This is a genomic window from Cohaesibacter marisflavi, assembly GCF_963665895.2.
Classification (GTDB): Bacteria; Pseudomonadota; Alphaproteobacteria; order Rhizobiales; family Cohaesibacteraceae; genus Cohaesibacter; species Cohaesibacter marisflavi.
Genome location: NZ_OY762534.1, coordinates 2,689,800 through 2,710,403, shown reverse-complemented (window position 1 = coordinate 2,710,403; position 20,604 = coordinate 2,689,800). Strand labels below are relative to the sequence as shown.

The window sequence follows — 20,604 nt, the reverse complement described above, 5'->3', positions numbered from 1 at the left end:
GTGTGGGAGAGGCTTTGCGCTTAGGCCTTTGGCCTTGACCCTATGTCTCTCCCGCAGGACATAATTATTTGTAAAGATCGCGGGCCTTGATGTCGGCCAGCGTCAGATCAAGACATTTGGCGGCTTTGCTGACCAGCTCATCAATTTCGCTGTTGGAGATGACCAGTGGCGGCGCGATAATCATGGTATCGCCCACATGGCGCATCACCAGACCGTTATTGAAGCAATGTTCCCGGCAAATGAGGCCGACGGTTCCCTTGCTGGCGGCAAAAGGCGCACGGGCAGTTTTGTCTGGCGTTAGCTCAAGTGCGGCAACGAGCCCCTTGGAGCGGGCTTCTCCGATCAGTGGATGATCGCCCAGTGCGGCCCATTTCTCTGCCAGATAAGGCGCTGCCCGGTCGCGCACGCCCTCAACGATATGTTCGCGCTCCATGATTTCGAGATTCGTCAAGGCAGCTGCGCAAGCGACCGGATGGCCTGAATAGGTGTAGCCATGGGCAAATTCTCCCCCATGAGCAATGAAGCCTTCGGCCACACGATCCGAGACCAGCACACCTGCTATAGGCAGATAGCCAGAGGAGAGCCCCTTGGCGATGGTCATCAGATCGGGTTTGATCTGGTAGGTGTCCGAGCCAAACCAGTTGCCCGTGCGCCCGAAGCCACAGATCACTTCATCGGCAATCAGCAGAATGTCGCGTTCATCGCAAATGCGCTGGATTTCCGGCCAATAGCTGTCCGGTGGAATGACAACGCCTCCGGCCCCCTGAATGGGCTCGGCGATAAAGGCCGCAACCTTGTCTTCGCCGATCCGGTCAATTTCCTCTTCCAGTGCGCGGGCGCGCATCCGGCCGAAGTCTGCCGGATCCATGTCCCCACCTTCGCCATACCAATAGGGCTGGTCAATATGGGTGATATCGGGAATGGGCAAACCGCCCTGAGCATGCATGCCCTTCATGCCGCCCAGAGAGGCCGCAGCCACCGTGGAGCCGTGATAGGCATTCTTGCGAGCGATGATGACCTTCTTGTCAGGCTTGCCCATGCTGGCCCAATAATGGCGCACCATGCGCACCACCGTGTCGTTGGATTCCGAGCCGGAATTGCCATAGAAGACATGATTGATATGAGGTGGTGCCAACGAGGCAAGTTTTTCCGAAAGGGCCACCACTGGCGGGTGGGAGGTCATGAAAAAGGTGTTGTAATAGGGCAGCTGCTCCATCTGCCGCATCGCAGCTTCCTGAATTTCCTTGCGCCCATAGCCGACATTGACACACCAGAGCCCGGCCATGCCATCCAGCATCCGGTTGCCTTCGCTGTCATAAAGATACACGCCCTCGGCACGGGTGATGATGCGCGCGCCTTTTTCATTGAGCTCCTGGGTATCTGTAAAAGGATGCAGATGATGGGCGGCATCCTTTTGTTGCAGCTCTTGGGTCGGTGGCAGGTTGGCCATGAAAGTCATGTTGGTCTCCCGTCTCTGGATGCCGCTCTTTGATGGCGGCTGGACAGATGGCGATTGGCAAAGGCAAAGGGTGAATTAGACAGTCAGCAGCAAGTGCTCGCGCTCCCATGGGCTGATGACCTGATTGAATTCTTCCGATTCATGCAGCTTGATCTGGCTGTAGATGGTGACGAAATCCGGCCCCAAAAGATCGTGCAACTGCTCGTTCTTCTCCAGCCGCCCAAGTGAATGATGCACCGAGCGCGGCAACGAGAAGGGCATGTGATGAGCATGATGCTGCAATTGCGGCTTGGGCTTGTCTTTGTTGATGATGCCCAGAAGGCCGCAGGCCAGACTGGCGGCAATCGCCAGATACGGATTCGTATCCGCGCCAACAAGGCGGTTTTCGATGCGCCGGTTCTTGGGCGAAGAGTTGGGAATGCGCAAGCCAACGGAGCGGTTGTCAATGGACCATTCCAGATTGATGGGCGCGGAATCGCCCGCCAGCAAACGGCGGTAGCTGTTCACATAAGGCGCAAGGATGCTCATCACGTCCGGCAGATATGTCTGCTGGCCTCCGAGGAAGTGATAAAACAGCTCACTCGGCTCGCCATCTTCATTGGAGAAGACATTGGCGCCGGTCTTGGCGTCCACCACGCTCTGGTGGATATGCATGGCGCTGCCCGGCTCGTTATCCATCGGCTTGGCCATGAAGGTGGCATAACAATCATGCCGGAAGGCCGCTTCACGAATAAGGCGTTTAAAGACGAAAATCTGGTCGGCAAGATCAAGCGGATTGCCATGAATGAGGTTGATCTCAAGCTGCCCAGCGCCGCCTTCCTGAATGACCGTGTCGATCTCCAGACCCTGCGCTTCAGCGAAATCATAGATATCCTCTATAATGCGGTCATATTCGTCTACCGCAGCAATGGAATAGGCCTGCCGCCCAACAGATTGCCGTCCGGAGCGCCCGATGGGGGGCTCAAGTGGGTAATCAGGGTCGGAATTGCGCTTGGTCAGATAGAATTCCAGCTCTGGCGCAACAACAGCATTCCAGCCCATCGCCTCAAAGCCGCCGATCACACGGCGCAAAACATTGCGCGGGGCCAGCTCCACCGGCTCGCCTTCCAGCGTGTACAGATCGTGGATGACCTGCACCGTCGGATCGTTGGCCCAGGGCACTGAACGCACCGTGGAGAGATCCGGCACCAGCTGGATATCCCGTTCCATCATGAAATCCTGCCGGTCTTCCATTTCGATATAGGCGCCGGTGATGGTCTGGAAGAAAATGGATGTCGGTAGATAGGTCGGATTGAGGCCTGAAAATTTCGAGGCTGGCATGGCCTTGCCGCGCGCAATGCCCACGATGTCGGGCACGACGCACTCGACTTCATCAATGTGGCGCGAGCGCATCCATTCGCGCACCTCTTCTGCCTTTTGCGGCAAGGGAATGCCGTCTCCCAGACTGCTACTGTCGGACGGGGTAGGGGTAGGAGCTTTGGGTGTCTTGTCTTCTGAGCTGGTCATGAAATTACCTGTTGAAGTCAAATCGCAGCCAGTGCGATTGCATTTGTAACGTATCGCAGGATGTGATCACAAAGCAAGGAAAATTTGTGATCACAAATTGAGAGACTTTGCACTTTTATTGCCTTGCCCCTTTCGCGGAAGCGCAAAGAAAGGCTGGCAGCGGTCAGTCTGCGGGTAATCGGAGGATTTGGAAAGGGGGTGTCTTAAAGATCATCGCTCAGTAGCAAAGTGCCCTGATGTACATCTTCCGAGATGGCTGTGCGCAGGGCTGCGCTATCGCCCTGTTGCAGGGCGTCAATAGCCTGTTTGTGTTGGTCAATCAGGTTCGCTGTGCCGTGTCGCCCATAAACAAGACGCATGAAAGGACCAAATTGCATCCAGACATTTTCCACCAGTTTGATGATGACATCGGACCGGGCCATTTCATAAAGGGCAAAGTGAAAAGCGTGATTGCCCCGCATGTAGCCTTCAACATCGCCATTTTCCAGACAGGCATCAATGGCATCGTCAATGGTGATCAAACGTTGGATGTCGGCCTCGGTCACATTGGGTAGGGCCATCTCTGCCAGTTCTGGCTCCAGCAGGGAGCGGGTGAGGTTGATCTCGTGATATTTCTTCTCGGTCATGGCAGGAATGGAAACACGCCGGTTGCCGTGACTTTCAAGCGCGCCTTCTGCTGTCAGACGACGCACGGCGTCACGCACCGGCATGGGGGAAACTTCCAAGTTATCCGCAAGACCACGCAGGGTCACTGCTTTACCCGGCAGGAAGCCACCAAACAGCAGGCGTTCGCGCAAGGCCTGATAGATCCGCTCGTGCGCGGTCAACGGTTTGGCATCTTGTCCATCCGCGTTTTCGATTGTTTTGTCGGTTACTGCGATCTCATCCTTGGTCATGGCTCCTTTATACCGGCGCTTCTCGAACATGCAAAGACAATTTGATCGAAAAGGCTTGCAGCAGGGAAAATTTTGTGATCAAATTTTGCAATAATGGCCAAAAAGGCCAATCGGGCGACAACAGCCCATCGCAATCATCACAATTCCCGATAGAATCGAGGGGACTTACACGATGGCAGACAAAGCAGGCAAGCTTTTCTCCAAAACCGCACTCGCTGTAGCGGCGCTGCTTACCGCAACAGGCACAGGGATCGCGGCGGACAAAGAACTCCATATTTTCAACTGGTCGGATTATATCGACGAATCCATTATTAGCGATTTTGAAGCGGAAACCGGAATCAAGGTCACCTATGACGTGTTTGATTCCAACGAGGTGCTCGAAACCAAATTGCTGGCAGGCTCCACCGGCTATGACATTGTGGTTCCGACCGGCACATTCCTTCAGCGCCAGATTCAGGCCGGCGTTTTTCAGAAGCTGGACAAATCCAAGCTGCCCAATCTGAAGAATATGTGGGACGCGGTCTCCGAACGCACTGCGGCCTATGATCCGGGCAATGACTATTCCATCAACTATATGTGGGGCACCACCGGCGTAGGCTTTAACGTAGCAGCAGCCAAGGCACGCATGGGCGATATGCCGCTCAACACATGGGACATGGTCTTCAAACCGGAAGTCGCGGCCAAATTCGCCGATTGCGGCATTTATATTCTGGATGCGCCTACCGAAGTCATTCCGCTGACCCTCATGTATTTGGGGAAAGATCCCAACAGCCATGACAAGGACGATATCGCCGCCGCCGAGGAGCTGCTGCTTTCCATTCGCCCTTATGTTCAGAAATTCCATTCTTCTGAATATATCAACGCGCTGGCCAATGGTGACATCTGTCTGGCCATCGGATGGTCTGGCGATGTCTTCCAGGCCCGCGACCGCGCGGCAGAAGCTGATAATGGCGTCGAAGTCAATTACATCATCCCCAAGGAAGGGGCTCAGATGTGGTTCGACCAGATGGCCATTCCGGCCGATGCGGCAAATGTGGAAGAAGCCCACACCTTCCTCAACTATATCATGCGCCCGGACGTGATCGCCAAAGCCTCAAACTATGTCTATTACGCCAATGGCAACAAGGCTTCCCAGGAGCTGCTTGAAGAAGATGTTATCGGCGATCCTGCGGTCTATCCCGATGAGGAAACCACGGCAAAGCTGTTTGTACATATGCCTTACCCGCCAAAAATCCAGCGTGTGGTTACCCGCGCATGGACCAAGGTGAAATCAGGACAGTAAGGAAGAAGCGCCGGGCCCTTTTGGCCCGGCATTTCGGTCTGAGCCTCCTTTGCGGTGAGGCAAACTGTTTGCCGATTGCAGGGCACGGTCAGACATTTGGCAAGGCGCGCAGCGTGGTGGCCGCGTGCCGGGCTTCTGCGTGAGCCAGTGGCGTAAATTGGCATTGTATGTGGTTCGAGGGCATCGCCTAAAGCCTCCCTTTATGGTGTCCATCGGGCATTTGGATAGCGAGAGTGAGAATGAATGGTTCCCCCAATTCCGGATCCGGCTGCAATTTTGCGCCCTGGAGTGATCCGAAAGAAAAGCCGCTGATACGGTTTGACGCCGTCACCAAGAAATTCGGCGACTTCGTCGCTATCGACAATTTGAATTTGAAAATTTACGAGCGTGAATTTTTCGCTCTGCTTGGCCCCTCCGGCTGTGGCAAGACGACGCTGATGCGCATGCTTGCCGGTTTTGAACAACCGACCATGGGCTCCATCATGATGCGGCAGCAGCATCTGACAGACATCCCGCCCCATCGGCGCCCCGTCAACATGATGTTCCAGTCCTATGCGCTCTTCCCGCACATGAGTGTGGAGCAGAATATCGCCTTCGGTCTCAAGCAGGAGAAGCGCCCCAAGGCAGAGATCAAAGACCGGGTCGAGGAAATGATCGCGCTGGTGCAGTTGCAGGCCTTTGCCAAGCGCAAGCCGCACCAGCTTTCAGGCGGTCAGAGGCAACGCGTGGCGCTGGCCCGTTCCCTCGCCAAGAAACCCAAGCTTTTATTGCTCGATGAACCCTTGGGGGCGCTCGACAGAAAGCTGCGTGAGCAGACCCAGTTCGAGTTGATGACCATTCAGGAGAAGCTCGGTACGACCTTTGTAATCGTCACTCATGATCAGGAAGAAGCGATGACGGTGGCGAGCCGTATTGCGCTGATGGATCAGGGCAAGCTGGTGCAGGTCAGTACGCCACGGGAAATCTATGAAACGCCGAACAGTCGGTATGTGGCTGATTTTCTGGGCGACGTGAATATCATCGGCGGGCACATTCTGGGGCCGGACGACAAGGAAGACGACATCGTTCAGCTCGCATGGCATGAAGATTATGCCCCCTTGCGCATTCGCCTGCCGCAGCCGATCAGTTTCCCCGAAAGGGGAACGGAAAGGTGGGTGGCCGTGCGTCCTGAAAAAGTGCGCATCACCAAGGAATATCCCACCGACACCCACAATATCCTCAAGGGTAAGGTGCTCGATATCGCCTATACCGGCAACATTTCCACCTATCATGTGGAGACAGAAGACGGTCAGATCATCAAGTCGCAGGAAGCCAATCTGGAGCATCTGCATCGCCGTGCCATCACATGGGACGATGAAGTCTTTGTGCATTGGCGCGCAGGCGGCTGCGTGTTGTTGGAGCGATGAGGCCATGAGCGAATTGAGCAACATCACCGAAGGGGCTGGCCTGATGACCAATGGTCCGCCGGACAGCCCGAAAACACAGCGCCGCATGAGCTTGCCAAAAAACTGGGGCCGTTGCCTGCTGATTCTGGTGCCTTATATCTGGCTGCTGGTTCTGTTTCTTGTGCCATTCATCATCGTGGTCAAGATTTCCCTGTCTGATACTGCCATTGCCATGCCACCTTATGTGCCAACCTTCGCTTGGTCCGAGGGTTGGACGGGCTTCTGGAATATGATTTCAGGCTGGGATCTGGAGAATTTCACATGGCTGATGGAGGATGATCTCTATTGGAAGAGTTATCTTTCCAGTCTCGAAATTGCGGTGGTGTCCAGCCTGCTGGCCTTGCTGATCGGCTATCCGATTGCCTATTCCATGGCGCGGGCTCCCAGCGAATGGCGGCCCACATTGTTGATGCTGATCATCCTGCCCTTCTGGACGAGTTTCCTCATTCGCGTCTATGCGTGGATCGGCATCCTAAAGAAAGAGGGGCTACTCAATATGGCCCTGATGCATCTGGGCATCATCGACGATCCATTGACGATCCTCAACACGGACATCGCGGTCTATATCGGCATAGTCTATTCCTATCTGCCTTTCATGGTGCTGCCCCTCTATTCATCACTGGAAAAGATGGACGATTCCCTGCTTGAAGCCGCAACCGATCTGGGCTGCTCGCCCTTCAAGGCCTTCTGGCTGATCACTGTGCCGCTCTCCATGCCCGGCATTCTGGCCGGTTGCTTCCTTGTCTTCATTCCGGCGGTGGGAGAGTTCGTCATCCCCGATCTTCTGGGCGGTTCCAACACGTTGATGATCGGCAAGACCCTGTGGGTGGAATTCTTCTCCAACCGCGACTGGCCGGTGGCCTCTGCCGTTGCCGTTATCCTGCTCATCCTGCTGGTGGTGCCCATCGTACTGTTCCAGCGGCAGCAGGAAAAGCAACAGGAAAAGGGAGCGTAACTCATGAGACGGTTCAGCTTTTTCAATGCCTCCGCGCTCACTCTGGGCTTTGCCTTTCTTTACCTGCCCATCGTGCTGCTGATGATCTTCTCCTTCAATGAAAGTCGGCTGGTGACGGTCTGGGGTGGTTTCTCGACCAAGTGGTACAGCACCGTTTTTGCCAACAAGGGCTTCATGGATGCAGCGTGGGTCACGGTGCGGGTTGGGCTTGTTTCGGCAACGCTTGCCACCATCCTTGGCACCATGGCGGCCCTCGTGCTGGTGCGGGCAGGGCGCTTCCCCGGCAAGACGCTTTTTTCAGGCATGGTCTATGCGCCGCTGGTGATGCCTGAAGTGATCACCGGTCTATCACTGTTGCTATTGTTCGTCTCGCTCGATTTCGATCGTGGCTTCTGGACGGTTATACTGGCTCATGTCACCTTCTCCATGTGTTACTCCGCCGTGGTGATATCCTCGCGGCTGGTCACATTCGACATGTCTCTGGAAGAAGCGGCCATGGATTTGGGCGCAAGCCGCATGGCGACTTTCTTCCAGATCACCGTGCCGATCATTCTGCCATCTATCGTCTCTGCATGGCTCTTGAGCTTCACATTGTCTCTGGATGATCTGGTGATCGCCTCCTTTACCTCCGGTCCGGGGGCGACGACCTTGCCCATGAAGATCTATTCTCAGGTGCGTCTTGGGGTGACCCCTGAAATCAACGCCCTTTCGACCATCCTCGTGGTGCTGGTTTCAACGGGTGTCATCGCTGCGTCGCTTCTGACCAAACGGCGCGAAGTGCAACGCCGTCGCGAGGAGAGGGCTGCTGTTGCAGGTGGCTAAAGGGGTGATCTTTAGGTCTATGGCTTGAGCTTAGGCTTATGGCGACTTGAGAAACACCTAAATGACAAACAAGGTAGAAAAGGACGCAACGGTCTCAGGCGCGAAACCGTTGCTTGCAAGCGGCTAACCCTGTAAGCCTGTTTATCCAATCGATCCGGGCTGCTAAGGCCAATTGAACAAACGAGACACTCATGCTGAAGACCGAAAAGACAAACCAGCAAACCATCAGCTTCAAGGCAGAGGCCGAGGCCTTCCTCAAGGCCCACCCGGATCTGGTCAAGGTGGAAATGCTGTTGCCCCGCTTCTGTGGTTCCTTGATGGGCAAATGGTTGCCTGCAAACATGCTGACAAAGCTTGCCGATGGCGCCGTGCGCCTGCCCCGTTCCACCGCTGCCCTTGATATCTGGGGCGATGATGTGCCAGCAGTCGGCATTGCGCTGGAGAAGGGAGACCCGGATGGGGTTTGCATGCCAGTGCCCGGCACCCTTTGCATGGTGCCATGGGCCAGCGAGCCCACCGCGCAGGTGCTGGTGACCATGAAGGATCTGGTGACGGGGGAAGACTGCGGCTATGACACCCGTGGCACTCTCGCCCGTATGCAGCAGCGTTTTTCTCAAAAAGGGCTGACGCCGGTCGTTGCCACAGAGCTGGAATTCTATCTCATAGATGGCGAAACAACCGCCACCGGTCACCCGCAAGGGCCCATGGTGCCCGGTCTTGGCGAACGCCTGACGGGCAGTCAGGTCTATAATATGGACATCATCGCCGCCTTTGAACCGGTTCTGGCCGAAATCTATCAGGCCTGCCAGATCCAGAATATTCCCGCCGAGACGACCATTTCCGAATTCGGTCCCGGTCAATTCGAGATGAACCTGTTGCATGTGCCAAGCGCTCTGGAAGCGGCGGACCACTGCATGCTGTTCAAGCGGGTCGTGCGCAATGTGGCACGTAAACATGGCTTGGATGCGACCTTTATGGCCAAACCCTATGCCCATTCGGCGGGGAATGGCTTCCATATCCACATGTCTGTGCAGGATGAAGAGGGCACCAACATTTTTGGCGGCGACAGTGACGTTGAGGCCAATCTGCCCTTGCGCCACGCTATCGGTGGCTTGCTCAAACATATGCGCGAATGCCAGATCCTTTATGCGCCTCACGCCAACAGCTATCGACGCTTTCAACCCGAAAGCTATGCGCCGACAACCCCATGCTGGGGCTATGACCATCGAGCCGTGGCCATCCGCGTGCCCACCGCCAAGGGCGCAGCAGCCCGCCTTGAACATCGGGTTGCGGGGGCGGATGCCAATCCCTATCTGGTGATTGCATCCCTTCTGGCTGGCGCTCTGACCGGCTTTGACGAAGCCATCGATCCAGGTGAGCCGGTTGAAACGCTGGAGGATGTGGCTGCCAACAAACCGCTGACGCCCATCTGGCAGGAAGCCATCGCCAGCTTTGGAACTTCTGAATGGGCCGAGGCGTTGTTCGGGCAGGATTTCCATGTCTGCTACACGCACGCGCGCGAAGCAGAGGAACGGATCGTATCGGCAGCCATCACCGATTTTGAATGCCGGACTTATCTCAGAATGGTTTGAGCAAAGGAGGACGGTGCTGCGCGTAAAAGCAGCCGTCATCAACAGAATATATTCATATATTTATAGGGTTGCACGGAAAGCCGAATATGCTTCAGGATTGCTGTGGTGTAGGCTTGCATTATAGGGGAGAAGAGAAATGTTAGAAAATATCTATTGGATCATCTTTGGGGCGGTTATCGCTCTGGGCGCTTTCTGGCTGTTCATGATGTGGTTTCGATCACCCAAGGATGGCCGCTGGTCTCGTGGAGAGAAATAGACCGGAAGCCGTGCCGTATATCAAAAGGGCGGTTGCCTGAAGAGGGAAAAGCTGCGCGCTTTTCGCAAGGCGCAAGGATTGGTCCCTGACGTAAGGCGTCTTCCAGCATGACCTGACTGCCGCGTCCGGTATGTGAAAAATTCATCGGGTGACGGGGCTTAATCTGGCTGTCGTCCGGCTGCGCATGTCAAACTTGCCGCTCTTACAGATTTTCCCTTGCCTCTCACAAAAGAAACTCTCATAAATGCGCCGACGTCCGCACAGGCGATCTCTTGTGCTCCGAGGCGTCCGTCTGCAAGAAAAGCCGCACATGAGAGGATCCGCCATGGCCATTCGTCTTGACGCAACCGAGAGCAATTTCGATGCCGCATTTGCTGATTTGCTGGCAATGAAACGGGAAGTCTCCGATGATGTCGATGCCATCGTTCGCGATATTATCGATGAGGTCCGGGCGAGAGGCGATGACGCCCTTTACGATTATACCGCCAAGTTCGATCGCTTTGATGCGCGCTCAAAAGGCCTGCGCATTAGCGAGGCTGAAATAGAGGCTGCCGTCGCCAAGGTTGATCCTGAGGTGATGAAGGCGCTGGAGCTGGCCGCAGAGCGCATCCGCTCTCACCATGCACGCCAACTGCCGAAAGACGATTTCTATGAAGACGCGCTCGGGGTTAAGCTCGGCTCGCGCTGGAACGCCATTGAGGCGGTCGGGCTCTATGTGCCTGGCGGGCTGGCGGCTTACCCCTCTTCGGTTCTGATGAATGCGGTGCCGGCCAAGGTGGCCGGTGTTGAACGCCTCGTGATGGTGGTGCCAACCCCTGATGATGTGCTCAACCCGCTGGTGCTGGCCGCAGCCAAGCTGGCTGGCGTGGACGAGATCTACCGTATCGGTGGCGCACAGGCCGTGGCTGCGCTGGCCTATGGCACACAAAGCATCGCGCCGGTCTACAAGATTGTTGGTCCCGGTAATGCCTTTGTGGCGGCTGCCAAACGCCGCGTCTTCGGGCTCGTGGGCATCGACATGATCGCTGGGCCATCCGAAGTGCTCATTCTGGCCGACAAGAATAATGACCCTGATTGGCTGGCTGTCGATCTGATGGCGCAGGCCGAGCATGACAAGGTGGCGCAAGCCATGTTGATCACCGATGATGCAGCCACAGCCGACGCCGTCGAGGAAGCTGTCAAGCGCCTGTTGACCACGTTGCCAAAGGCCGAGATCGCCGGAGCGAGTTGGGCCGATTATGGTGCCGTGATCACTGTGCCCGATTGGGAAACCGGCATGGCGCTGGCCAACCGCATCGCACCCGAGCATCTGGAGCTGGCGATGGATAACGCCCCCGATTATCTGGATAAGGTACGCAATGCAGGCGCAGTGTTTGTTGGCCATTATACGCCGGAAGCAGTGGGCGATTATGTCGGTGGCTCCAACCATGTCTTGCCAACGGCGCGCTCGGCTCGCTTCTCGTCCGGCCTCTCCACGCTTGATTTCGTCAAGCGTACATCCGTGCTTGAATGCAACGTGGAGAATCTGCGCCAGATCGGCCCAGCGGCCGTGACCCTTGCCCGTCAGGAAGGGCTGGAAGCGCATGCCCGCTCTGTTGCTAAACGATTGAACATGGAATAACTGGCCGGAAAGCTCGAATTTCGTGCTACCCCTTAAGCAGAAAGTTTGACTCCAGCAGCCAAGTTGGGCAAACATGCCTGCCGAATGCTCGGGAAAATAACGCATGGTGCAAAATGGCTGAACGGGAAGAGGAGGTTGATCATATGCAGACCTCCGATCAGCAGCAGGGCGTCAAGTCTTGCGAAATGAATGCTCAGGATACCGGTCAGGGACCGTTTTCCCTTTGCATGATCGTGCTGGACCCGACATCCATTCAACCGGCCACTCCCGATATCGAGCATGAGCGCTCTGTTGCCATTTACGATCTTGTCGAGGAAAATAATTTCCACCCCGTCGGTCATGACGAGGGCGGGCCCTACAGGCTTGATCTTTCTATGATCGAGCGGAAACTGGTGATGGATATCAAGCTTGAGAATGGCGACCAGATTGCCACGCATATTCTCTCCTTGACCCCATTTCGCCGCATCATCAAGGATTATTTCCTGATCTGCGATAGCTATTATGAAGCCATAAAAACCGCCACGCCGAGTAAGATCGAAGCCATAGATATGGGACGTCGTGGATTGCACAATGAGGGATCCCAGATCCTGCAAGCCCGTCTCGATGGGAAGATCGAAACGGACTTTGCCACCGCGCGGCGCCTATTTACGCTGATCTGCGCATTGCATTGGCGGGGGTAGCATGGTTCTTGGTCTCATTGGGCCCGATCTTCGCCCCGACTCCATATTGTTTGCTTGCGGCATGAATGCCATTCGCTCGCCGATGGCGGCAGCCCTTGCCAAACACCTTTTCCCCGGCACCTTCTATGTGCAGTCTGTCGGTGTGCGCTGCGGCAAGCCCGACCCTTTTGCTGCGGCTGTTATGGAAGAAATCGGTCTGGATATATCCGAACATGAACCCAGCTGCTTTGATGATCTGGAAGACAGCTATTTCGACCTGATCGTCTCTCTGGCACCGGAAGCCCACCACAGGGCGCTTGAATGGAGCCGTGGGCATGCGGTTGAAACGGAATATTGGCCGACCATGGATCCTGCTCTGGTGACAGGCTCACGCGAGCAGATCATGGATTCCTATCGTGCAGTGCGCGATGGCCTCATCGTCAAGCTCAAGGATCGCTTCGAGTGGATCACCGACATCAAGGCGTGACGCACCGGGGAGCGGGGGAAGGGGTCCTGACGGCTCTGTTGGACAAAGAATTCATGAAGGTCTGCTGAAGAACAGATGAGACTTTCTGCCGCTCTAACGGCAGATTTCGCGAAAAATGCGTGAAGCGATTGCACTCAAATCCGCTTTGGACTAGATTGCGCGCAATCTCATTGATAAGAACGGAATGCATCGGGTCGAATTCTTGCATGGATGCAAGCGGATTCATGCTAAAGTCAATTATCAAGCAAATCTGCGGGATGGATGGGGATTGTAGCCAATTCGGGCGCAAGGCGCTCACGCATTGGTGGCCTTACCGTCTCGCTCCTCTTGCCAGAAGCCACAAGGGCATGTACCCAATGTGGCCAAATCGGGCAAAGGTGAAACAAAGATGAGGATTATGCGTTGTTGTTGCGCATAGTCTTTTCTAACAGAAAAACAACCTAAAAGGATTGAATTACGCTTATGGCGAAAGAAGAAGTATTGGAATTTCCAGGTGTTGTAACCGAATTGCTGCCAAACGCCACTTTCCGCGTGAAACTGGAAAATGACCATGAAATCGTGGCTCATACGGCAGGGCGTATGCGTAAAAACCGTATTCGCGTGCTGGCTGGCGACAAGGTTCAGGTGGAAATGACTCCATATGACCTGACCAAGGGTCGTATTACCTATCGCTTCAAATAAGAGCTCAGCGCAAGCGGGAAGGTATCCGCAGCGCGCTTCTGTTCTGTTTGGCCTGTCATTCCCCCGCCACGGGGTGGCCAACGACTGATTGAAGGCGGTGAAAATGGCGCAAAGGTCTTTTCCTTGCGTTCAGGCCGGCCCCTTGGGGCAGGTCCATCTGTCATTGTGTAAATGCCTGATGCGCATAGGGGCCGAGCTGCCCGTTGCGCTCAAGCCCTATGAATACTGATAGCGTTATGACTGATTCTCATCGCCTTGTTCTGGCGTCTGCCTCACCACGCCGTTTGCAACTGTTGCAGCAGATCGGCATTGAGCCCTATGCGCTCAAACCAGCAGATCTGGACGAAACACCGCAAAAGAACGAACAGCCGCGCGCGCTGGCTAAACGTCTTGCTGAGGCAAAAGCCGAAGCGGTTTACAAGGCCTGCAAGGATGATCCGGATCTAGCAGGGTGCTATTACCTCGCTGCCGATACCGTCGTCGCCGTGGGACGTCGCATCTTGCCAAAGACAGAATTGGCAGAAGAGGCCTCCCAGTGTCTCACCCTGCTTTCAGGGCGGACCCATAAAGTCTTTTCAGGCATTTCCCTCATCACTCCGAAGGGAAAAACGCGCACCAAGGTTGTCACCACCAAAGTGCGTTTTAAGCGCCTCAACCATGATATTGACCCCTATATCGCTTCGGGCGAATGGCGAGGCAAGGCGGGCGGCTATGCCATTCAGGGCATCGCCGGAACCTTCGTGGTCAATCTTGTCGGATCTTACAGTTCGGTTGTCGGGCTGCCGCTGCACGAGACGGCAAATCTGCTGATCGGCGAGGGCTATCCCCTGCGGCTGAAATGGTTGGGCGGCGTTGAATAAGGCGACCAGTCTGAAGGCGCACGCCTCTTGATGCGTATCGAGGATGAAGCAAGCATGACAAAGAAACCGGAAGATGAAAAGGCGGCAGCAGGCGGCAAGGTGACCGGTATGCGTCGATCTCGTCCCTGTCCGATCTGCTCCAAGCCCTCAACAAAAGAAAACTATCCCTTCTGCTCGGATCGCTGTAAACAGGTCGATCTCAGCCGCTGGCTGACTGGTGTCTACGCTATTCCAGCAAGCGAAGAGGATGATCCTGATGAGAGCGATTTCGATCTGCAGGATTAAGGGCTTGCTGTTTTTCCTTTTTGAGCGACAAAACAAGGAGATAGTCATCGCCTTTGTGGGCATGTGTCTAATTTCTGGCGGGATTTCGGGCTTATTTTTGAAACTTTTCCTCACCAGATGAAAAAAAATGCGAAGCCCTGTAGAAAACATCAAAAGCGCACTGGACAGGGCTATATGAACCTTCTATAACGCCGAAACAAATTGCAGGGTTGCTTTGATAACCCAAGCAAGCGCTTCTGTCAGATAGCTTTTTCAAAGCGAAATGATAAAGCAAATGCCCGGATAGCTCAGTTGGTAGAGCAGCGGATTGAAAATCCGCGTGTCGGTGGTTCGAATCCGCCTCCGGGCACCATCATTTTTTCCCAGCCCGTCCCACTTATATCGACAAGTCCTTGGAATTATGGGATTTTTAGGTCTCAGATTTCTCGGAGTGTGTCAGGCGATTTCACCAGATCCGACCCGTCTGGGGCCATATTTGGTGCCATATTTGGGGCCAAAATTTTTCATGAATTCATTGATGGCCCCAATTTTAGGGTTTCATGCCACCTGATCGCTCCTGAACCAGGGAGAATTGCTGTGGCACTGACAGATCTTCAAATTCGACAACTTCGCCCCAGAGACAAGGCTTATCAATGTACCGGTGGTCTCGGGCTCTATCTTGAAGTCTCCCCGAGTGGAGCAAGGCTTTGGCGATATAAATATCGCTTCATGAAGAAGCAAAAACGCCTTTCCCTTGGAAGCTATCCCGATGTGAGCCTTGCCGAGGCGCGTGACAAAAGAAATGAAGCACGAAAAAGGCTTGATGCCGGAGAGGATCCGCTTGCTGAGCGCAAGCGCGAAAAGCTCGTTGCAGCGTTCGCAGCCTCAAACACTTTCGGCGATATCGGTCGAGAATATATTAAAAAGCAGATTGCTGAAGGAAGGTCGCCCAAAACGATTGAGAAATCCAATTGGCTTATTCGGCAGTTTGCACTGATCGATGAACGACCTGTAACTGAACTAAAGCCTCTTGATATTCTCGCTGTTCTGAAGCGGCTCGAGGCGCACGGAAAGTATGAAACGGTTATGCGTTGCCGCTCCTTCGCCAGTTGTGTTTTTCGCTACGCCGTGGCGACGGGGAGGGCAGAGGAAGATCCTACAGTCGTTCTTCGAGGCGCTTTGATTAGGCCAAAGGTGACGCACTATGCGGCTATCATAGAGCCAGACGGCGTTGGCGATCTGCTTCTGGCAATCGATAACTATCCAGGCAATCCCATCTCGCGGATTGCCTTGCAGATAGTCCCACACATTATGGCGCGTCCTGGAGAATTCAGAAAGGCGCATTGGTCTGAGTTCGATCTTGATGCTGCTATCTGGAAAATCCCTGCGGAGCGCATGAAAATGCGGCGTCCTCACCAGACGCCTTTGTCAAAACAGGTCATCGCATATCTTAAACAACTTATGCCGATGACAGGCCCCAAGGGCTTTGTCTTTCCTGCCTACCATACGACTAAGCGTCCAATGAGCGAGAATACGGTCAATCAGGCACTGAGACGTATTGGCTATGCACAGGGCGAGGTGACGGCGCACGGATTTAGAACGACGGCTTCAACGCTTCTTAACGAGAGCGGTCTTTGGAGTCCTGATGCTATAGAACGCTCTCTCGCTCATGAAGATGCAAACAGCATTTGCGGTATCTACAATCGTGGTCGCTACTGGGAAGAGCGCGTCCGAATGCATCAGTGGTGGAGTGACTATCTGGATGAGCTGCGTGATAAGGCGGCAAATAGGTTGTTAATACGGCGCCGCTGATTGGTGGTTATCATAAAACCTCCTTGCCAGACGCGTCAGGCGCGGTACCAGCTCGCCATCTTGCAGGATTGGCAATCCAACGATTGACCTCTGACTCTCGCCATCCTGTGCCATGGATGCTGATCTTGATCTGTGCAGGAAAGGTCCCTTCGGCCATCTTCCGATAGATGGTTGATCGGGACAGGCCCGTTCTATCGAGAACGGTCTTAAGGCGAATAATGCGATCTGGTTGGCTCATGTCTCGCTTGGCTCCGGTTGGTTGTCTCTGACGGCTTCTGAGCCAGAAAGAACCTGTATGTGCCATTGGGCAAGAGCGCTCCGATAGGGGGCGCACTGCAGCGCAAAAAAGGCGGCAAATCGGATCGGCAGTACACTCAGCAGGAAAGGAAAAGAATTAGCATGATGCAACATGTGATCTTGTCAGGCTGCTCGGGAGGTGGGAAATCCACATTGATGGTTCTGATCGGGCGACGATGCACCGCATCAGTCCGCTTCGAGCCCATTGTGAATGATGCTGCAAAATTTTTGAATGTCGGCTTTTCAAAATATGCTTGTACGAAGACCGTTGGTTATTCAGAAACAGAAAAGGCCACGTGAAGGAGACCTATTGGATAATCTGGAAATTTTCGCCGTTGAAAATAGATGTCTCAATAGCGACCATATATCATATCTATCCTTGTTTTAAAAAATTGATAGTTACAGAATTTGGAATTTTTCCAATTATTTGATAATCACCACCCTCATAACTCACATCAATCGTATCTTCAGTCACCCACTTAATTTCAACAAAGGTTTCTGGCTCGAAAATAATGCAATTCTCAGGCAAGGATCCAGCCGAAAAACTATCTAGACGATTAAAAAATACATAAACCTCAGTTGTATAGTTAGACCCTATACCATTTCTAACCGATACTTTCTTCACGCAGTTAGATTTTTTTGAAGAGCAAATAATATTTTCTCTAGTATTGCCTTCAAGGAAGATGTCCAGAATTATTGAAATTTCTTCTCTGTACGAATAAGAGAAAAACCAAATCGTCGCAAGAGTCGCCGCAACTAAAGATAGCAAAAAATTTGTTTTCTTCATATTCATATCACGGAAGTAAAGGTTGTTGTGGATGTAGTTGCAGATAGCCTTTTATATACCCATACTCGCTTCGAGTTCGTTGATGATCGATCTCTCCGTAGTTAGGCGGAGGCCCCATAGTTTTTCCTGTGAACTCACGCCATGCCCAACCAAAATAATTTGTTTCATGCAAGCGACCAGCACTCTTCTGAAAGTCTGTAAATGACTTCCCATGAGTTGCTGCATTTTGTCCCGCCAACATGTTTCCAGCTTCTCTTAGAGTTGTGTATTTTCCATCTAACATAAAGCCATGATAAGATTTCCCCTTATGCCCAGGGTATGATGCCTTCAAATCATATTCTTGTCCGGGGAGGCTCTTGATAGCAACTATTGCGGCGCTTTCGCCCATCGCCTTATCAACCTTTGAATCATAGTAAGAGTCCATTGATTGGCCATGATACACTTTACCGACGGCCTTGCCCGTATCGGGACTTCTAAATGAATCCCAATACCTAGTTTTGAATTGCCCCTAGAATTGTAGACACCTTGGGGCTTCAAATCTTTTGTCTCTCGTATTCGACAGGCGAGAGCATTCCGTTTGTAGCGTGTTTGCGTTTTGGATTGTAGAACATTTCGATGTAGTTGAAGATGTCTCGCTTCGCATCAGCCCTTGTTCCGCCATATGTCCGCAAGTCCAAGTCTATCGAGGCAGCCTTGCCCTGGCTGTATCTCAAGGGCATATCGACCGGTGAGATGGAGGACGCTCTGAAGGCACTTCTCGGGCCGGACGCGACCGGGTTCTCTGCCAAGACAATATCTCGGCTGAAGAAACAATGGGCGGCAGAGTATGAGGATTGGCGCAAAGCTGACATCAGCCGTGATGAATGGGTCTACATCTGGGCGGACGGCATTTACAGCGGCCTGCGTGGCACTGATGACCGGCTCTGTGCCCTGGTGGTGATCGGGGTGAACTCGCGAGGTGAAAAGCATTTTCTGGCTATCGACGATGGCGTCCGCGAATCCACCCAGAGCTGGCGAGAGGTTCTGCTGGGCCTTCAAAAGCATGGCCTCAAGGCACCGAAATTGGCCATCGGCGACGGAGCCATGGGATTCTGGGCGGCGCTGGAAGAGATATTTCCATCCACCCGTCAGCAACGCTGTTGGGTCCATAAAACGGCAAACGTGCTCAATTATCTGCCCAAGCGATCCCAGCCCAAGGCCAAGAAAATGCTGCATGATATTTGGCAGGCAGAGACCCGTGAGGATGCCAATCTCTCTTTTGACCTGTTCATCGAAAGCTATGAGGCCAAATACCCCAGGGCAGTTGAATGCTTGATCAAGGATCGCTCAGAACTCCTGACATTCTTCGACTTTCCCGCTCAGCATTGGCAGAGTATCCGCACATCAAATCCGATTGAGAGCGCTTTTGCCACCATCCGCCATCGCACCAAGCGAACAAAGGGAAGCCTGAGCAGAGAAGGTATGCTGCATATGATGTTCAAACTCGGCCAATGCGCCGAGAAAAACTGGCGAAAGCTTCGTGGCTTCGCTCATCTCGCTGACGTCATTGAAGGCGTCGACTTCGTCAACGGCATCAAGCCGTCAAACCAACAAAAGGCCGCTGCTTGAAAAGCTTCAAACACCAGAATTGACAATAGCTCTTTTAGGGGACAAGGTGTCTACAATTCTAGGGGCAATTCAGATAGCCCAGCTCATCCAGGATCAGGAAGTCGAGACGAGAGATCAAATCGGCGGTACGCCCTTGTCGATCAGCCCTTGCTTCATTATCCAGTTTATTGACCAGATCGACGACATTGAAGAAGCGTGCCGCGGGCACCATTGCGAATGCAGACCCGAATCTTTCAAGCTATGATGTACATAGTAAACCCAGAAGGCATTCGATAGTACGGAAGTGAGATTTGGAGAGACTTATCCCATCGCTTCTTTCATTGCATCTTTGAACGCTTCTACAATTCTCCGTTGGGGGGTATTTTCATTTTCGATAAAAACCATATCGAAGCACAGCTTGGTTGAAACCGGACGGGCCGTAACGTGTTCATTGGCCAATGCCCTGTAAACCAAGGAATCGACAATACTGATGCACTTAAGTGCTTTGACCAAACCGATGGCAAAGGATGGGGCAAAGGAAGTCATGATCTTGTTTGGCGTCACATTGGCCCGCTCGAACGCTTGCATGACTGTGTGACCAATAGGGGCATGCGGGCTGAGCAAAACACTTGGATAGATAGCGAAATCTTCAAGATCGACGAACTCTCTACTCGCCAAGGGGTGCGTAGATGGCATAATCGCAACCAGTTTTTCTTCTCGCAGTGTGGTAATGCGCAGTCCTGCTTGTGGCTGAACTGAGCCGGCCAACCCCACATCAATAAACCCCGAGCGGATGGCTCTGATTTGCTCGATGGCCCGACCGCTATCAACTGTAACTTCCGTTCTTGGAACCTTTCGCCGCCAAATTTCAAGCGCCTTCGGTAGAAGTTCAAAGGCCACTGAAGTCGCCGACATGATGCGCAAAGCCTCCCCTTCACCGACACGGATAGCCTCGACATTATTCTCTACTCTTTCTATGCCCTCAATGAGGCCGGTGGTTTCTGAATAAAAGCGCTGAGCTTCCCATGTAGGTTCCGTTCGTCCCTTCTCCCTTGCAAACAGTGCAAAGCCCAACTCGTCTTCAAGCACAGCGATATGTCGGCTCACCGTCGGCTGAGATAGTCCAAGTCTTCGGGCGGCCTGACGGATGCTTCCAACCTCATAAATGACGCGAAAGATCTTGATACGTTGATAGTTTAGAGAGCGTTTCACTGAAGGTACATTCCGATTTTGATAGAGACATAATTTGGTCAAACATTGTGCAAAGTTGTATTTGCTCAAAAATTATTCAAATCCACTGACATCGAAAGCGAAAAAAGGCTTACCATTACAATTT

General features: G+C 53.4%; 19 protein-coding genes, 1 tRNA gene and 3 pseudogenes. 14 read left to right on the top strand and 9 right to left on the bottom strand.

Features of this window, described 5'->3' with window-relative positions:
• Positions 1 to 64 precede the first annotated feature (64 nt).
• The 3 genes from ACKPCT_RS13370 to ACKPCT_RS13360 form a co-directional block, all read right to left on the bottom strand.
• Entirely contained in the window at positions 65 to 1,459 is a 1,395-nt protein-coding gene (locus ACKPCT_RS13370; RefSeq protein ID WP_319567136.1) for an aspartate aminotransferase family protein, read from the bottom strand.
• A 75-nt stretch (positions 1,460 to 1,534) separates the two neighbouring features.
• Positions 1,535 to 2,965 (bottom strand): glutamine synthetase family protein, encoded by a 1,431-nt coding sequence (locus ACKPCT_RS13365; RefSeq protein ID WP_090070263.1) that lies wholly within the window; start codon positions 2,963 to 2,965, stop codon positions 1,535 to 1,537.
• Between the two features lie 203 nt (positions 2,966 to 3,168).
• Entirely contained in the window at positions 3,169 to 3,861 is a 693-nt protein-coding gene (locus tag ACKPCT_RS13360) for a GntR family transcriptional regulator (protein WP_319567135.1), read from the bottom strand.
• Between the two features lie 172 nt (positions 3,862 to 4,033).
• Between ACKPCT_RS13360 and ACKPCT_RS13355 the strand changes: the two genes are divergently transcribed.
• From ACKPCT_RS13355 to ACKPCT_RS13295, 13 genes are all read left to right on the top strand, one after another.
• A complete protein-coding gene (locus ACKPCT_RS13355; protein ID WP_319567134.1) occupies positions 4,034 to 5,143 on the top strand; it encodes a polyamine ABC transporter substrate-binding protein in 1,110 nt (369 codons plus the stop codon).
• Between the two features lie 239 nt (positions 5,144 to 5,382).
• The gene (locus ACKPCT_RS13350; RefSeq protein WP_319567133.1) at positions 5,383 to 6,549 is read left to right on the top strand and encodes an ABC transporter ATP-binding protein; all 1,167 of its coding nucleotides are present in this window, start codon (positions 5,383 to 5,385) and stop codon (positions 6,547 to 6,549) included.
• Between the two features lie 85 nt (positions 6,550 to 6,634).
• Positions 6,635 to 7,543: an ABC transporter permease subunit gene (locus ACKPCT_RS13345; RefSeq protein ID WP_090070455.1), complete on the top strand. Its 909-nt coding sequence runs from the start codon at positions 6,635 to 6,637 to the stop codon at positions 7,541 to 7,543.
• Positions 7,544 to 7,546: 3 nt separating this feature from the next.
• Positions 7,547 to 8,365 (top strand): ABC transporter permease, encoded by an 819-nt coding sequence (locus ACKPCT_RS13340; RefSeq protein WP_319567132.1) that lies wholly within the window; start codon positions 7,547 to 7,549, stop codon positions 8,363 to 8,365.
• 191 nt (positions 8,366 to 8,556) lie between these two features.
• A complete protein-coding gene (locus ACKPCT_RS13335; RefSeq protein ID WP_090070271.1) occupies positions 8,557 to 9,957 on the top strand; it encodes a glutamine synthetase family protein in 1,401 nt (466 codons plus the stop codon).
• A 581-nt stretch (positions 9,958 to 10,538) separates the two neighbouring features.
• Entirely contained in the window at positions 10,539 to 11,834 is a 1,296-nt protein-coding gene (gene hisD / locus ACKPCT_RS13330) for a histidinol dehydrogenase (RefSeq protein ID WP_319567131.1), read from the top strand.
• A gap of 227 nt (positions 11,835 to 12,061) precedes the next feature.
• On the top strand, positions 12,062 to 12,514 hold the full coding sequence (locus ACKPCT_RS13325) for a UPF0262 family protein (protein ID WP_407652488.1): 453 nt from the start codon (positions 12,062 to 12,064) through the stop codon (positions 12,512 to 12,514).
• A 1-nt stretch (position 12,515) separates the two neighbouring features.
• Positions 12,516 to 12,980, top strand: a complete 465-nt coding sequence (locus ACKPCT_RS13320; protein WP_090070277.1) for an arsenate-mycothiol transferase ArsC — start codon at positions 12,516 to 12,518, stop codon at positions 12,978 to 12,980.
• Positions 12,981 to 13,442: 462 nt separating this feature from the next.
• A complete protein-coding gene (infA, locus tag ACKPCT_RS13315) occupies positions 13,443 to 13,661 on the top strand; it encodes a translation initiation factor IF-1 (protein ID WP_090070279.1) in 219 nt (72 codons plus the stop codon).
• 236 nt (positions 13,662 to 13,897) lie between these two features.
• Positions 13,898 to 14,521, top strand: coding sequence for a Maf-like protein (locus tag ACKPCT_RS13310; RefSeq protein WP_090070281.1), 624 nt, complete (start codon positions 13,898 to 13,900; stop codon positions 14,519 to 14,521).
• Between the two features lie 54 nt (positions 14,522 to 14,575).
• On the top strand, positions 14,576 to 14,806 hold the full coding sequence (gene yacG / locus ACKPCT_RS13305; RefSeq protein WP_090070458.1) for a DNA gyrase inhibitor YacG: 231 nt from the start codon (positions 14,576 to 14,578) through the stop codon (positions 14,804 to 14,806).
• 276 nt (positions 14,807 to 15,082) lie between these two features.
• Positions 15,083 to 15,158: transfer RNA gene (locus tag ACKPCT_RS13300), tRNA-Phe, on the top strand.
• Between the two features lie 224 nt (positions 15,159 to 15,382).
• Positions 15,383 to 16,597 (top strand): tyrosine-type recombinase/integrase, encoded by a 1,215-nt coding sequence (locus tag ACKPCT_RS13295; RefSeq protein ID WP_319567130.1) that lies wholly within the window; start codon positions 15,383 to 15,385, stop codon positions 16,595 to 16,597.
• Positions 16,598 to 16,607: 10 nt separating this feature from the next.
• On the opposite strand, the gene ACKPCT_RS13290 is transcribed toward ACKPCT_RS13295, so the two are convergent.
• The 4 genes and pseudogenes from ACKPCT_RS13290 to ACKPCT_RS13275 form a co-directional block, all read right to left on the bottom strand.
• Complete coding sequence (locus ACKPCT_RS13290; RefSeq protein ID WP_090070285.1) at positions 16,608 to 16,835, bottom strand: helix-turn-helix transcriptional regulator; 228 nt, start codon at positions 16,833 to 16,835, stop codon at positions 16,608 to 16,610.
• Between the two features lie 432 nt (positions 16,836 to 17,267).
• Positions 17,268 to 17,681 (bottom strand): hypothetical protein, encoded by a 414-nt coding sequence (locus tag ACKPCT_RS13285; RefSeq protein ID WP_139229215.1) that lies wholly within the window; start codon positions 17,679 to 17,681, stop codon positions 17,268 to 17,270.
• 7 nt (positions 17,682 to 17,688) lie between these two features.
• Positions 17,689 to 18,105 (bottom strand): hypothetical protein, encoded by a 417-nt coding sequence (locus ACKPCT_RS13280; protein WP_319567129.1) that lies wholly within the window; start codon positions 18,103 to 18,105, stop codon positions 17,689 to 17,691.
• Between the two features lie 109 nt (positions 18,106 to 18,214).
• Positions 18,215 to 18,334: pseudogene (locus ACKPCT_RS13275) on the bottom strand (IS3 family transposase); the annotation flags it as partial.
• On the opposite strand from ACKPCT_RS13275, the pseudogene ACKPCT_RS13270 reads away from it, so the two are divergent.
• A pseudogene (locus ACKPCT_RS13270) lies at positions 18,318 to 19,289 on the top strand (IS256 family transposase); the annotation flags it as partial. The pseudogenes ACKPCT_RS13275 and ACKPCT_RS13270 sit on opposite strands and share 17 nt — an antisense overlap.
• A gap of 70 nt (positions 19,290 to 19,359) precedes the next feature.
• Here the strand turns inward: ACKPCT_RS13270 and ACKPCT_RS13265 are convergent.
• Both ACKPCT_RS13265 and ACKPCT_RS13260 read right to left on the bottom strand, forming a co-directional pair.
• Positions 19,360 to 19,516, bottom strand: a pseudogene (locus ACKPCT_RS13265) (ATP-binding protein); the annotation flags it as partial.
• Positions 19,517 to 19,589: 73 nt separating this feature from the next.
• Complete coding sequence (locus ACKPCT_RS13260; protein ID WP_175528210.1) at positions 19,590 to 20,480, bottom strand: LysR family transcriptional regulator; 891 nt, start codon at positions 20,478 to 20,480, stop codon at positions 19,590 to 19,592.
• Positions 20,481 to 20,604 lie beyond the last annotated feature (124 nt).